Origin of the sequence: Streptomyces sp. NPDC059455, assembly GCF_042750115.1 — a bacterium.
Classification (GTDB): Bacteria; Actinomycetota; Actinomycetes; order Streptomycetales; family Streptomycetaceae; genus Streptomyces; species Streptomyces endocoffeicus.
Map to the genome: position 1 here is coordinate 21,308 of NZ_JBHYVB010000131.1, position 12,199 is coordinate 33,506.

General features: G+C 70.0%; 15 protein-coding genes. 5 read left to right on the forward strand and 10 right to left on the reverse strand.

Annotated features, from left to right (window positions below):
• A partial coding sequence (locus ACFXB5_RS35440) for a hypothetical protein (protein ID WP_385215890.1) occupies positions 1–180 on the forward strand: 180 nt, incomplete at its 5' end.
• On the opposite strand, the gene ACFXB5_RS35445 is transcribed toward ACFXB5_RS35440, so the two are convergent.
• The 4 genes from ACFXB5_RS35445 to ACFXB5_RS35460 all read right to left on the reverse strand — a co-directional run bounded on the left by ACFXB5_RS35445 (position 164) and on the right by ACFXB5_RS35460 (position 3,406).
• Positions 164–928, reverse strand: coding sequence for an ABC transporter permease (locus tag ACFXB5_RS35445; RefSeq protein ID WP_385215892.1), 765 nt, complete (start codon positions 926–928; stop codon positions 164–166). The two genes, ACFXB5_RS35440 and ACFXB5_RS35445, sit on opposite strands and share 17 nt — an antisense overlap.
• Entirely contained in the window at positions 925–1,908 is a 984-nt protein-coding gene (locus tag ACFXB5_RS35450; protein ID WP_385215895.1) for an ATP-binding cassette domain-containing protein, read from the reverse strand. The genes ACFXB5_RS35445 and ACFXB5_RS35450 overlap by 4 nt, the downstream gene beginning before the upstream one ends.
• 113 nt (positions 1,909–2,021) lie before the next feature.
• Positions 2,022–2,450: a pyridoxamine 5'-phosphate oxidase family protein gene (locus ACFXB5_RS35455; protein WP_385215898.1), complete on the reverse strand. Its 429-nt coding sequence runs from the start codon at positions 2,448–2,450 to the stop codon at positions 2,022–2,024.
• Between the two features lie 107 nt (positions 2,451–2,557).
• Positions 2,558–3,406, reverse strand: coding sequence for an NAD(P)H-binding protein (locus ACFXB5_RS35460; RefSeq protein WP_385215900.1), 849 nt, complete (start codon positions 3,404–3,406; stop codon positions 2,558–2,560).
• A gap of 82 nt (positions 3,407–3,488) precedes the next feature.
• Between ACFXB5_RS35460 and ACFXB5_RS35465 the strand changes: the two genes are divergently transcribed.
• The gene (locus ACFXB5_RS35465) at positions 3,489–4,436 is read left to right on the forward strand and encodes a cupin domain-containing protein (RefSeq protein WP_385215903.1); all 948 of its coding nucleotides are present in this window, start codon (positions 3,489–3,491) and stop codon (positions 4,434–4,436) included.
• Between the two features lie 49 nt (positions 4,437–4,485).
• Here ACFXB5_RS35465 and ACFXB5_RS35470 read toward each other — a convergent pair whose 3' ends face one another.
• A complete protein-coding gene (locus ACFXB5_RS35470) occupies positions 4,486–5,322 on the reverse strand; it encodes a helix-turn-helix transcriptional regulator (protein ID WP_385215906.1) in 837 nt (278 codons plus the stop codon).
• A 117-nt stretch (positions 5,323–5,439) separates the two neighbouring features.
• On the opposite strand from ACFXB5_RS35470, the gene ACFXB5_RS35475 reads away from it, so the two are divergent.
• On the forward strand, positions 5,440–6,504 hold the full coding sequence (locus ACFXB5_RS35475) for an aldo/keto reductase (RefSeq protein WP_385215909.1): 1,065 nt from the start codon (positions 5,440–5,442) through the stop codon (positions 6,502–6,504).
• An 85-nt stretch (positions 6,505–6,589) separates the two neighbouring features.
• On the opposite strand, the gene ACFXB5_RS35480 is transcribed toward ACFXB5_RS35475, so the two are convergent.
• Positions 6,590–6,820: a cold-shock protein gene (locus ACFXB5_RS35480; protein WP_385215911.1), complete on the reverse strand. Its 231-nt coding sequence runs from the start codon at positions 6,818–6,820 to the stop codon at positions 6,590–6,592.
• A gap of 41 nt (positions 6,821–6,861) precedes the next feature.
• Positions 6,862–7,851 (reverse strand): tetratricopeptide repeat protein, encoded by a 990-nt coding sequence (locus tag ACFXB5_RS35485; RefSeq protein ID WP_385215913.1) that lies wholly within the window; start codon positions 7,849–7,851, stop codon positions 6,862–6,864.
• Between the two features lie 225 nt (positions 7,852–8,076).
• Here ACFXB5_RS35485 and ACFXB5_RS35490 point away from each other — a divergent pair, with 225 nt between their 5' ends.
• Positions 8,077–8,598, forward strand: coding sequence for a cupin domain-containing protein (locus ACFXB5_RS35490; RefSeq protein WP_385215916.1), 522 nt, complete (start codon positions 8,077–8,079; stop codon positions 8,596–8,598).
• On the opposite strand, the gene ACFXB5_RS35495 is transcribed toward ACFXB5_RS35490, so the two are convergent.
• Both ACFXB5_RS35495 and ACFXB5_RS35500 read right to left on the reverse strand, forming a co-directional pair.
• Positions 8,562–8,924 carry a methionine biosynthesis protein MetW gene (locus tag ACFXB5_RS35495; protein ID WP_385215918.1) on the reverse strand — a complete coding sequence of 121 codons (363 nt, stop codon included), beginning with the start codon at positions 8,922–8,924 and terminating at the stop codon, positions 8,562–8,564. The two genes, ACFXB5_RS35490 and ACFXB5_RS35495, sit on opposite strands and share 37 nt — an antisense overlap.
• Before the next feature lie 41 nt (positions 8,925–8,965).
• Positions 8,966–10,099, reverse strand: a complete 1,134-nt coding sequence (locus ACFXB5_RS35500) for an FAD-dependent oxidoreductase (RefSeq protein ID WP_385215921.1) — start codon at positions 10,097–10,099, stop codon at positions 8,966–8,968.
• Positions 10,100–10,244: 145 nt separating this feature from the next.
• On the opposite strand from ACFXB5_RS35500, the gene ACFXB5_RS35505 reads away from it, so the two are divergent.
• Positions 10,245–11,108, forward strand: coding sequence for a TetR family transcriptional regulator (locus tag ACFXB5_RS35505; protein ID WP_385215923.1), 864 nt, complete (start codon positions 10,245–10,247; stop codon positions 11,106–11,108).
• Between the two features lie 209 nt (positions 11,109–11,317).
• Here ACFXB5_RS35505 and ACFXB5_RS35510 read toward each other — a convergent pair whose 3' ends face one another.
• Complete coding sequence (locus ACFXB5_RS35510) at positions 11,318–11,947, reverse strand: hypothetical protein (protein ID WP_385215925.1); 630 nt, start codon at positions 11,945–11,947, stop codon at positions 11,318–11,320.
• Positions 11,948–12,199: the final 252 nt, after the last annotated feature.

Here is a 12,199-nt window from a genome sequence, read left to right on the forward strand (position 1 = left end):
GGGCGGCTGGTCGGGGCGCGGGGGGGGGTGCGCGGGCGGCGGCCCCGCCCCACCCCGGACCGGCCCGGGATCGTGCGGGCCGCGCGGTGCCGCCTCGGCGACGCGAAGTTCGCCGAGGCGACTCGGGACGGGACGCGCACCAGCTGGTCCCATCTGGTCGAGGTCACGCTCGCTTCCTGAACGTGGCGATCGCCCATACGTACCCGACGAGCGCGAACCCGACGGACCAGGCGACGGCCGCGAACGCGTCGCCGGTCGACGGATGGCCGCCCGACAGCAGCCCGCGCAGCGTCTCGATGATCGGGGTGAAGGGCTGGTACTCCGCGAACTGCCGCACACCGGCCCCCATCGTGTCCGCGGGAACGAACGCGCTGCTCAGGAACGGCAGCATGATCAGCGGCACGGTGGCCATGCCCGCCGACTCCACGGTCTTCGCGGCCAGGCCCATGGCGACCGTGAGCCAGCTGGTCGCGAAGGCGAGCAACAGCATGAGGCCGATCACGGCGAGCCACTGGAGGAAGCTCGCGTGCGGACGGAACCCCATCGCGAAGCCGACGCCGATGATGACCGCGTCGGCGATCAGACCGCGCACCGTGGTGGAGACGACATAACCGGCCAGCACGGCGCCGTGGGAGACATCCATGGCCTTGAACCGGTTGTTGATGCCCTTCGTCATGTCGCCGTTCACGGCCGCCGCGGTCGGGCCCAACCCGTATGTGATGGCCATGACGGTCAGGCCCGGTACGGCGTAATCGACGTACTCGCCCGTGACCTTGAAGGCGCCGCCGAAGACGTAGACGAACATCAGCATCATCACGACGGGGAACAGGACCGCCTGGAAGACCGTGACCGGATTCCTGACCGTGTGCTTGAAGTTGCGACGCAGCATGATCGCCGCGTCGCCGAATGACGTCGAGACAGTGCTCATTCCGCGATCGCCTCCGAGGTGGCGTGTGTGGTGTGCGTGGTCTGCGTGGTGTCCGCGGCCTGTGTGGCGTGACCGGTCAGGGCGAAGAAGACGTCATCGAGGTCCGGTGTGTGCACCGAAAACTCTTCCGCGGTGATCGTCTGCTCATCGAGCTTGTCCAGCAGGGCCCGCAGCGACTTCGAGTCACCGCTGCTGGGCACCCGCAGGGTCAGCTCCTGGTCGTCCCGCGTGGACCCGGGCAGGGCCCCCGCCGCCGCGTCGAGTTCGCGGAGACCGGCGAACCGGAGCCGGACATGGGTGCCGGGGACCTGGCGCTTGAGCTCCTCGGGGGTGCCCTGGGCGACCAAGCGGCCCTGGTCGAGCACCGCGATCCGGTCGGCGAGCTGGTCGGCTTCGTCGAGGTACTGGGTGGTGAGGAAGATGGTCGTGCCGTCGGCCACCAACTCGCGGACGATCCCCCACATCGCGCGCCTGCTGCGCGGGTCAAGACCGGTCGTCGGCTCGTCCAGGAAGATGATCCGCGGGTTGCCGACCAGCGTCATCGCCAGGTCCAGCTTCCGGCGCATACCTCCGGAGTAGGTCGCCGCCATCTTGTCCGCCGACTCCACCAGGTCGAACCGCTCCAGCAGCCGCCCGACCACCTGGCCGCCGGAGCGCACGCGCTTCAGGTCCGCCATCAGCCGCAGGTTCTCCCGGCCCGACAGCAGCTCGTCCACCGCCGCGAACTGACCGGTCACGCCGATGACCGCGCGCACCTCCTTGATCCCGGTCACCACGTCGTGCCCGGCGACCCGCACCGTCCCGGCGTCGGCCTTCATCAATGTCGTCAGAACGTTCACGGTCGTCGTCTTGCCCGCCCCGTTCGGGCCGAGCATGGAGAAAACCGATCCCGCGGCGACCTCGAAGTCGATGCCGTCGAGCACGACTTTGTCGCCAAATGCCTTGCGCAGCCCTGAGACCGCTATTGCCGAACTCTTCATGCCCAACACGGTCCCGGCCGTGGCTGACACCCGACTGTCACGCCCCTGACACGGCTCCTGACACGGCCCCTGACATGGCGTTGTGCCCTTCTTGACCTTGGCCGTCGCGGAGGTCAGAAGGTGAAGCGACTCACGGTCTCCGGGTGGATGACGAGCCGAACCTGCTCCGTGGCCAGGATCCCGGCGAGGTCATCGGCGCGGGCCGGGTCGTCGAGGTCCCAGTAGCGAGCGGCCAGACGGGCGCACAGCTCGTGTGCTCCGTCGGACTCCACCGTGGTGCGGCCGGCGACCGACAGCCAGCGCTCGCGCTCACCCACGGGGGCTGCGACGACGATCGAGGCGCGGGGGTCGCGGCGCAGGCGCCGTACCTTGAGCGAGTCCGGGGCCGTGAACAGCTGGATCGTGCCCTCGGCAGTGGCCTCGAACCACACCGGCCGGGGCTGTGGCGGGATCGGCCCCACGGCCACGGACAGGAACCCGTGCAGGGGGCGTCGCAGGAACTCGAGGTCCTGGGCGGTCAGCGAACTGGCGTCGGTGCTCATCACGGCCCTTCCGATAGGTGCGACAGGTGAGAGGAATGGCGGATAGGTGCGACAGGTGAGGGGAATGGCGGAACGGGCGTTCCGGGGACGATGGTCAGGCGGCTCGGTCAACCGCCGTCGGGGCGCCGCCACGCTCCCGCCGCCGCGGCCCGTACGACGTAGTCCTCGAAGGTCCGGGGCGCCCGTCCCAGCACGGTGGCGAGGTCATCAGTCGTCCCGGCGAGCAGCCCGCGTTCCATCAGTACGAACATCTCGGCGACGTGGTGGGCGTCCTCCTCGCTCAAGCCCTCCTCGACCAGCGTCGCGGCGTACTCGGCGGGGGAGACCTGCCGGTAGGTGAGGGGCCGCCCGGACGCCCGGGAGATCAGCTCAACGGCCTCACCGAAGGTGAGCGCACGCGGTCCGGTCAGCTCGTAGACCCGTCCGGCGTGCCGACCGGGGTCGGTCAGCACCGCGGCCGCGGCGTCGGCGACGTCCTCGACGTCGATGAACGGCTCGGGCACCGCGTCGGCCGGGAGCGCCAGCTCCCCGGCGACCAGCGGGGCGTGGAAGACGTCCTCGTCGAAGTTCTGGGCGAAGTTCGACGGCCGCAGGACGGTCCACTCCAGCGCCGAGCCGCGCACGGCGTCCTCGGCTGAGCGCATGTCCAGTCCGAACGTGGAGTCGCCCCAGGTGTCGGCGCCGCGCCCGGAGAGCAGGACCAGCCGCCGCACCCCGGCGGCCTCGGCCCGGACCACGAACTCGTGCACCGGGCCCGGCACGGGCGGGGCCACCACATAGGCGGCGGAGATGTCCCGCAGGGCCGCGTCCCAGCCGCCGGGGTCGGACCAGTCGAACCGGGTCCGGCTCGACCGGGAGACGGCACGCACCGGCGTGCCGCCCAGCCGCAACCGGGCGGCGACCCGCCGACCGGTCTTGCCGGTCGCGCCGAGGACGAGAGTGGTGTCGTTGCTCATGACGCCGATTGAACACGGCCGACTCGGACGACCCCATAGGCGAAGAGCCGGATCACCTGTGTATTCGTCTAAACTCACTGAGGTGGACGCGTTCAGTGATCTGATCCGCGGGGTGCGGGCCCACGGGTCGTTGTTCGGCAGCTCGACCCTGTCCCCGCCCTGGGCGCTCCACTTCGTGGACGGCGCGCCGCTGACCCTGTGCACCGTCCTCACCGGGTCGGGCTGGATCGTGCCGGAGCACCGTCCGCCCGAGCCGCTCCGCGCCGGCGAGACGATCGTCGTACGCGGCCCTGGGACGTTCACCTTCGTCGACGAGATCGGCACCCGGGCCGAACCGATCGCCTGCGGCGAGCACTGCGCCACGCCCGAGCAGGGCGGGACCAGGCACCGTCGCGGCTGGCACGACGAGGGCGGGGAGACCGATGAGGACGGTAACGGTGCGACGACCCTGATCGTCGGCGCCTACCCCGTACGCGGCGAGATCAGCCGCCGACTGCTGGACGCGTTGCCCGTCGTGCTGCGCGTGGACGCCGGGGGCACGGCCGACCCCGTGCTGGACCACCTCGCCGCCGAGGTCGCAGTCGACACGCCGGGCCAGCAGGTCGTCCTCGACCGGCTGCTGGACTGGATGCTGGTCTGCACGCTGCGCGAGTGGTTCGACCGGCCCGGCGGCGAGCCCCCCGCCTGGTGGGCCGCCCAGCGGGATCCGGTGGTCGGCCATGCGCTGCGCCTGCTGCACGCCGAACCGGCGGCACCCTGGACGGTCGCCGCGCTGGCCGAGCGTACCGGGGTGTCGCGTTCGACGCTGGCCAAACGGTTCGCCGACCTGGTCGGCGAACCTCCGCTGACCTACCTCACCCGCTGGCGTATGACGCTCGCGGCGGACCTCTTGGTCGAGCGGGAGGCCGCGACCGTCGCGGATGTCGCCCGTACCGTGGGCTACTCCGACCCGTTCGGTTTCAGCGCGGCGTTCAAACGGGTCCGAGGCGTCAATCCGAGCGACTTCCGCCGCACCGCGACCGCCCCCTGAAAGACGCCGGACGACGGTTCGACTCAGTGCACGAATGCACGGTTCGACATCACCGTGCGCACAACCGGTCCAATGCCGACTGGCTCTCATCGTCCGCGGCGCGGTAGATCAGCAACCGCTGGTCCGGATCTTCAAGTGGCATCAGCACTTCGAATTGCAGTGCGAGCTCACCGACGTCAGGATGCCGTATCACCTTGTCCCCGCGGCCGTTGACCTTGACGTCCCGCTCGGCCCACAAACGCGCGAATTCCTCGTCATGAGTGGTGAATTCGGTGATGAGGTCGGTCAGTGCCTGATCCTCCGGATGCGCGGCCCACGCGGCACGCAGATGGGCGATCCCCTCCCGTACGACGCGTTCGCGGTCGACATAGAACTCGCGTATCCGCGGATGCATCAGGCACAGCCACATCGCATTGCGCCGCGCCGGCGGGAGGGTGTCGAAATCCAGGAGCAGCCTCGCCATTTCGCCGTTCCACGCCAGGATGTCGTAGCGGTGGTTCATCAGCATGGCCGGCAGCGGCGAGAGGTCCGCGACCAGCCGGGCCAGCGGCGGCACCGCGGCGGTGGCGGGCTTGTCGGCGTTGCGGGGGCGGCGCTGCTGGGCCAGGTCGAAGAGGTAGACGCGTTCGTCGGGGCCCAGGCGCAGCGCCCGGGACAGCGCCTCCACCACGTCCGCCGAGGGCCGCAGCCCGCGGCCCTGTTCCAGCCGCACGATGTAGTCGATGCTGACCCCGGCCAGTTCGGCGACCTCTTCGCGGCGCAGTCCCGGGGTCCGCCGGGACTGCCGACGCGACGGCAGGCCGAAATCGTCCGGGTTCAGGCGTTCGCGCCGGGTCCGTAGGAACGCGGCCAGCTCCTGTGTCGCGTCCACGGTGCGGGTCGTCATGGTCGATCCAACAGCGAGAGTAGGACTGGCATTCCCAGGAACTTCTTTCCCTTATCCCCGGCTCGCGGCGGTCACAGGCTTGTTTTCGGCAACGGAACACAAGCACAGGAGGACACGATGTCGCTCACCCTCGACACCTATCGGCTGCTGGGCCGCTCCGGGCTGCGGGTCTCACCGCTGGCGCTGGGCGCGGCGACCTTCGGCACCGAGTGGGGCTGGGGCGCCGAGCAGGACGAGGCGCGCAAGCTGTTCGACCTCTACGTCGAGCGCGGCGGCAACTTCATCGACACCGCCATCACCTACACCAATGGCAGCTCCGAGCGCCTGCTGGGCGAATTCGCCCGCGACAACCGCGAGAGCCTGGTGCTGGCAACGAAATACACGACGCTGCGTCGGCCCGGCGATCCGAATTCCGGGGGCAGCCACCGAAAGAACCTGTTCGCGTCGGTGGAAACCAGTCTGCGGCAGCTGAAAACGGACTACATCGATCTGCTCTACCTGCACGTATGGGATTTCATGACGCCGGTCGAGGAGATCCTGCGCGGCCTGGACGATCTGGTCCGGCAGGGCAAGGTCCTGTACGTGGCGATCTCCAACGCCCCGGCCTGGCAGGTGTCGCGCATGCAGACGATCGCCGATCTGCGCGGCTGGTCGCCGCTGGTCGCGCTGCAGATCGAATACAACCTGATCGAGCGTACCGGGGAACGTGACCTGATCCCCATGGCACGCGAGATGGGGTTGGGCGTGACGCCGTACTCACCGCTGGCCGGCGGGGTGCTCACCGGCAAGTACAGCCGCGACGACCTGACCGCGACGAACGCCGCGGTCGACGACGGCACCCGCAAGAACTTCAACTTCGCCTTGGGCACGCTCACCGAACGTAACCTCGCCATTGCCGATGTCGTGAAGGAGGTCGCCACGGAGCTGGGCCGCACACCCGCCCAGGTCGGGCTGGCCTGGACCCTGCGGAACCCGGATGTGACGGCCCCGATCATCGGTGCCCGCACCCCCGCGCAGCTGGAGGACAATCTGGGCGCCCTGGAGGTCGACTTCACCGCCCCCCAACTGGCCCGCCTCGACGAGGCCGGCGCGATCGGACTCGGTATCCCGCACGACCTGCTCGCCAGCGACTTCGGTCGCACACTGACCCGCGGCGACCTGAAGGTCGAAACCCGCCGCTGATACCCGATCCGGCTTTATCGGTATTCCGTGGCCCGTGGCCCGTGGCCCGTGGCCCGTGGCCCGTGGCCGGTGGCTCCTGGGTGAGTCAGGAGCCAGCAAGCCGAGGAACGATGCTCACCGCGCGGTAGTCGTACCCGTCCTGTTTGAAGCCGGGGGCTTCCCACGTGAGGTCCACCTGCTGGCCGGGCGACAGCGTGCGGAAGCCGCTCACCTGAATGTCGGAGAAGTGGCCGAAGCAGCCGCCGGGAGTCTCGGGGGAATCGAGCACGCCCCACCCCTCCTCGTCGCTCCACTCGCGGACAGTCGCAATCACCATGGGATGGACCCTATGGGCTCGGTCCGGTCTCGTCTCCGTATTTATGCCGATGGTGACCCGTAGAAGCAGGCCCTGTCCTCCATCCGCAAAAGGCGCCCGGCGGGCAGCGGTGATTCCAGGGGCTCATCAAGGAGGACGCCCGACCAGTCGATGTCGAACGGACCGGCATCCGGAGCATCCGGCACCCGGGCGATCAAGTCGTAGGTGGTGACGGGCCTGCCGGGCCGGTGTATCTCCAGCTCCAGTTTCATCATGTCTTCGAGGAACTCTCGTTCCAGGTCGCCGGTGTCCCGCAGACAGGCGTCGGCATTCGCGCGGGCGGCGGAGAGGGTCCCGAACAGCCGCCGCTCCTCGAACCAGTCGGAATGGGAGATGCGGCCCTGTTCATGCAGCACGGCGAAGCCATAGGGGCGCGGGCTGACCGGATCGCCCGCCCCGGTGGGCGGCGGCTCGGCCGGTGTCACCTCGAGCCGCTCAAGGCATTCATGGGCGGTGCCGTCCCACGGATCCCTCCGCAACGCTTCCTCGTACGCCGCAACGGCACCCGCGCGGTCGCCGATCCAGGTGAGCGCATGCCCCAACTGCAAGGGGACCAAGGGATCGTCGGGGTCGGCGTTGAGTGCCGCCCGCGCTGCCGCGACGCTCTGTGCGGCGAGCGCGGCGGTGACGCCGCCCTCGTCCCACTCCATCTCGCCGAGCGGTGGTCCCTCGTCGTCCCAGTCCCACCCGGAGTTGAGGTCGTGGTCCACATCCACGGCCAGCCGCAGCGCGAACGCGGCGATGGTGGAACGTCCGATGGCGATCGTGGCCGCGACCTCGACATCGCCGGGCGCCGCATCGCCGGGCGCCGCATCGCCGGGTGCCGCATCGTCGGGCGCCGCCTGATCCGCGACCGAGTCGTAAAGGCCTCCCGCCTCGGCCAGCCGGTCGGCGATCTCCTCCGTACCGTCGTCGAACCAGAACCGCCGCCAGGAATCGGCGAGCAATTGCCCTGCCCGCACCAGGCGGGCTCCCCCGTCGTCATCGACCATGGGGCGGCACGCTACCCCATCCGGGGAGGTGCGGAGCGGGCCCCGACGCTCGCGTAACTCCACCGGAGCCTCAGCGCTTTCGAAGCGCTTTCGAAGCGGTTTCGCAATACGTCCTAGGTCCCCAGCCCTCCGCTCGGGCCGACCCGAGATCGTTCGTGGGCCCGATGCCGCGTTCCCGAGGCGGGAGCCACCATGCTGGTGGAGACCTGAGAAGAGGAGCGCATCATGTCGTACCCGGAATTCCTCGAATACCCCGAGCCCCGCTACCACGGTGACAAGGGCGAGGTGAACGCGGCCTTTCGCCCGGCCAATACCCCGCCCGACATCTCCTCGCCCGGCGGCGGCGCTACGTACTACCTCGCCACCAATGAGTCGACCGGTGGTGAATTCGGCCTGTACAAGCTGGAGTTGGGGGCGCGGGCCGCCGGAGCGAAGACCCACTTCCACAAGGCGATGTCGGAGTCCTTCTACATTCTCTCCGGCGAGCTTGAGCTCTACAACGGCGAGAGGTGGGTCACGGGCCGCGAGGGCGACTTCCTGTACGTACCGGTCGGCGGTCTGCACGCCTTCAAGAACGTGACCGACGAGCCCATGTCCATGCTCCTGCTCTTCTCCCCGGGCGCCCCGCGCGAGGAGTACTTCGAGCGGGTCGCGGAGATGTCCCAGCGCGGTGGCGAGGAACTCAAGCGCTTTCGGATCCGGCACGACAGTTATTTCGTGGAGGATTTCGAGCCCGAGGGGGAGTAGGGCCCCGCCGCCCGAGGAACCGGTCGTACGACTCGCCGCCGACCGCCCCGCCCCCCCACCACGCCCACCAGAACCCCTCCGGGGCACAGCACTCGGGCGACCTGCGCCAGCTGCCGCCCGTCCTCTCGGGCCAGGAACTCCAGCAGCAGGCCATCACCGCAGCCGAGGTCCAGTACGCGCCTGCTTCCGGCCACCCGGTCGCACAGGAGCTCATAGCTGGACCGGCCGTCCGGAGCGCGACCGTGGCCGAACGCTTCCGCGGTCACCGACGGACGTTCAGCGTGGAACGCCCGCAGGAATGCCTCCTGCGATGCGGTAGTCGTCACTCACTCAACGTACGGCGATCACGGGGTCATTGGGCCCGCTCCTATCCGAAGAACTCGCTGAACACGCTGACCAGGTTGTGGGGCGCGTCGTCGCCGAACATGAGCTCGTCGCTGCCGACGCCCTCGGCGGCGACCTCGGCGCTGCGGGGGAACATGGCCCGCTCGTACTCGGCGAGCGCGGCCTCGACGTCGTCGGGGTGCGCGGCGAGGGCCTTGCCGAGTTCGGCGCCGTCGAGCATGGCCAGGTTGGCGCCCTCGCCGTTCGGCGCCGTGAGGTGGGCGGCGTCGCCGACCAGGGTCACCCCCGGCACCCGGTCCCGGTCCCACCGGTGCTCGACCGGCAGGGCGTGGTGGGGGCGCAGGACCGGCGGGGTGTCGCCGTTGGTGATCAGCGCGGCGAGCTCCGGCGCCCAGCCGTCGAACTCCCGCGCGATCCGCTCGGTGGCCGCGGCGGCATCGGCGAAGTCGATCGCGGCGAACCAGTCCCGCGGCCTGGGGAGCAAAACGTAGGTGTGCAGGGTGTCGCCGCTTTCCCGGTGCGCGTGGATCGCCCTGCCCGGCGCGTGCGCCATCATCGACCCGCCGCCGACCGCTTTGGCGGCGGCGGGGTGCCGGGTGTCGGCGTCGTACAGGTACGTCTCGACGAACGACAGGCCGGTGTACTCGGGTATGGCGGTGGACAGCAGCGGCCGGACCCGTGACCACGCGCCGTCCGCGCCGACCAGCACACTCGTGGCGACGGTGCCGCCGTCGGCGAACGTCACCTCATGGCGGCCCTCGCCGAGGGCACGCGTCTCGCTGACCTTGTGCCCCCACCGGACGGTGCCGTCCGGGAGCGAGTCGAGCAGCATCTGTCGCAGCTCGCCGCGTTGCACCTCGGGGCGCCCACCCGTGCCGTCGTCGGCCTTCTCGAACAGGACGGTCCCCTCCCGGTCGAGGACCCGCATCGCCTGACGGCCCTCCAGGACCAGGCCGCGGAACTCGTCCATCAGGTCGGCCGCCTGTACGGCCAGTTGGCCGTTGTAGTCGTGGATGTCGAGCATCCCGCCCTGCGAACGCGCCATCGGGGAGGCCTCCGCCTCGTAGACGGTGGCCGGGATGCCGTGGACGTGCAGGACGCGGGCGAGCGTGAGGCCGCCGAGTCCGGCGCCGATGATCGTGACGGGAGTGCGCATCGTGACTACTCCTTCGTGAATCGAGACCGCCCGGTGCCAGTCCAGGCCGGACTCGCTGGTATGTCGTTCCATGACTGGAACGTCACTCCATCATGGAACGTCGCTCCATGTTGGAACAACGCTCCAGTCATGTCAAAATGGCAGCATGGCAACACGGACACGCCGGTCACAGCGGCGCACAGAGGCGCTCTCCCGCGAGCGCATCGTCGAGGCCGCCATCGAACTGCTCGACGCGGCCGGCGAGGGCGGGCTGACATTCCGGGCGCTGACCGAGCGCCTCGCCACCGGGCCCGGGGCGATCTATTGGCATGTGGCGAACAAGGACGAACTGCTCGACGCCGCGACCGGCGCGGTAGTCGCCGCCGCGCTGGCCGCGGAGCGTGCCGAGTCCGCCGAGTCCGCCGGGCCAGCCGGGCCCGATGAGCCGGCCGAGTCCGCCGAGCCGGCCGAGTCCGCCGAGCCGGCCGAGTCCGCCGAGCCGGCCGAGTCCGCCAAGCTGGCCGGGCCCGCCGAGTCGCCGGACTCGCCGCAGGACAAGATTCGCGCCATCGCGTTCGGCCTGTTCGACGCGATCGAGGAACACCCGTGGCTCCCCACGCAGCTCGCCCTCCAGCTCTCCCGTAGCCCCTGGGGGTCGGTGACGCCGCGGATCTTCGAAAGCATCGGCCGGCAGGTCCGCGCGCTGGGCGTGCCCGAGGGCCACTGGTTCACGGCGGCCTCGGCGTTGGTGCACTACATCCTCGGCGCCACCGGCCAGAACGCCGCGAACAGCGCGAGCGCCCGCAACCTCGCGCCCGACGTGGACCGCGCCGAGTTCCTCGACGCCGCGTCGAAGGTCTGGGAGGAACTCGACCCCGACGATTACCCGTTCATCCGCGCCGTCGCGGCCCAGATGCGCGAGCACGACGACCGCGAACAGTTCCTCGCCGGGATCGACCTCGTCCTCACCGGCATCGCGGCTCTCCACCTGCCCGGCGAACGGGGAAGCACCCCACCACCTGCCCCCTAAGTGGGGTGCGGTCCAGCGTGGACTGCGGGATCCGCATCCGCAGACGGGCCGCGATCACTTTACGTCGCATGGGCAACGGGACAAGCTCTCGGAGGCGGCCAGATGGCGAGCGGCGTTGTCAGCGGCAAGGTGAATGCTCCTGGCGGCCCGCCCCGTACGCGGCCTTCTGCCGGACAAGGCCCTCCGAGTTGACGCCGAGCGTTGACGGGCTAGGGCCAGAAGAGCTTCACGGACTCTCTCGGTTGTCGCTGAGTGCCCACTTTCGGTGGCTCAACCGTGTAGCCCAGGAGGCGTAGCACCTCTGCGGCAGCCTCCGGAGCGTCTCGTACGGCAGACTTCAGCTGTGTCAGCCGCCAATCGGTCAGATGCTCAACAATCACCGTGCGCCAGTTATCCGTCGTGTCGATCGCGAACTCGCGCTTGAGGAAAAGCAGCACGTCCTCCAACGACGGACGCATCCGGTGACCGCCGACGGGCAGGTGCATCTCGGCGAGGCGAGGCAGTCGGTCTCGACGCAGTCCTTGTTTGGGCCGGCCCGAGTCGGCCAGCCGCAGCAGGTAAGCCATTTCGTCGCGGTGCGCATGAACCTGGATGTGCGCGCCTGGCGGGTCTTCACTGCGTCGAACGTACTCGAAACGAATCAGGGGGTCCGGGACCTTGTCGTAGAACAGCTTCAGGTCTGCTTGATCCGTCGCTAAGAACATGCTGGCGTTGTCCCAGCAGCAGTAATAGCAGGCTAAAAGGCTGAGCCTCGACCGGCCGCCGATGGAGATAGGGATGCGGCTCACTCGCTCCGCTTCGGATATTGGTGAGACGCGGATGCGCGATCCGGTGTTCACGGCGTGAAACCGCGGGGGGGGCGCCCACCCCCCGACCCCCCCCCCACACGGGGGGGGGGTGGGGCCCCCCCACCCCCCCGCGGGCCCCGGGGGGGGCGCGGCGGCGCGCCCCGCGCGCGCCCCCCCCCAGCGCCCCAGTGGCTGCGCCCCCCCCCCCCCCGCCGGTCTGTGTCTTAGCGCCCGCCGGCCCGCCCCCCCCCCCCCCCCCCGGCGCGCCCCCCCCCCCCGCCGCCGGTTTCGCCGCTGCCGACC

Coding starts and splice junctions, on each gene's coding strand:
- ACFXB5_RS35445 (WP_385215892.1), bottom strand. CDS start 928: ATGAGCACTGTCTCGACGTCATTCGGCGACGCGGCGATCATGCTGCGT.
- ACFXB5_RS35450 (WP_385215895.1), bottom strand. CDS start 1,908: ATGAAGAGTTCGGCAATAGCGGTCTCAGGGCTGCGCAAGGCATTTGGC.
- ACFXB5_RS35455 (WP_385215898.1), bottom strand. CDS start 2,450: ATGAGCACCGACGCCAGTTCGCTGACCGCCCAGGACCTCGAGTTCCTG.
- ACFXB5_RS35460 (WP_385215900.1), bottom strand. CDS start 3,406: ATGAGCAACGACACCACTCTCGTCCTCGGCGCGACCGGCAAGACCGGT.
- ACFXB5_RS35470 (WP_385215906.1), bottom strand. CDS start 5,322: ATGACGACCCGCACCGTGGACGCGACACAGGAGCTGGCCGCGTTCCTA.
- ACFXB5_RS35475 (WP_385215909.1), top strand. CDS start 5,440: ATGTCGCTCACCCTCGACACCTATCGGCTGCTGGGCCGCTCCGGGCTG.
- ACFXB5_RS35480 (WP_385215911.1), bottom strand. CDS start 6,820: ATGGTGATTGCGACTGTCCGCGAGTGGAGCGACGAGGAGGGGTGGGGC.
- ACFXB5_RS35485 (WP_385215913.1), bottom strand. CDS start 7,851: ATGGTCGATGACGACGGGGGAGCCCGCCTGGTGCGGGCAGGGCAATTG.
- ACFXB5_RS35490 (WP_385215916.1), top strand. CDS start 8,077: ATGTCGTACCCGGAATTCCTCGAATACCCCGAGCCCCGCTACCACGGT.
- ACFXB5_RS35500 (WP_385215921.1), bottom strand. CDS start 10,099: ATGCGCACTCCCGTCACGATCATCGGCGCCGGACTCGGCGGCCTCACG.
- ACFXB5_RS35505 (WP_385215923.1), top strand. CDS start 10,245: ATGGCAACACGGACACGCCGGTCACAGCGGCGCACAGAGGCGCTCTCC.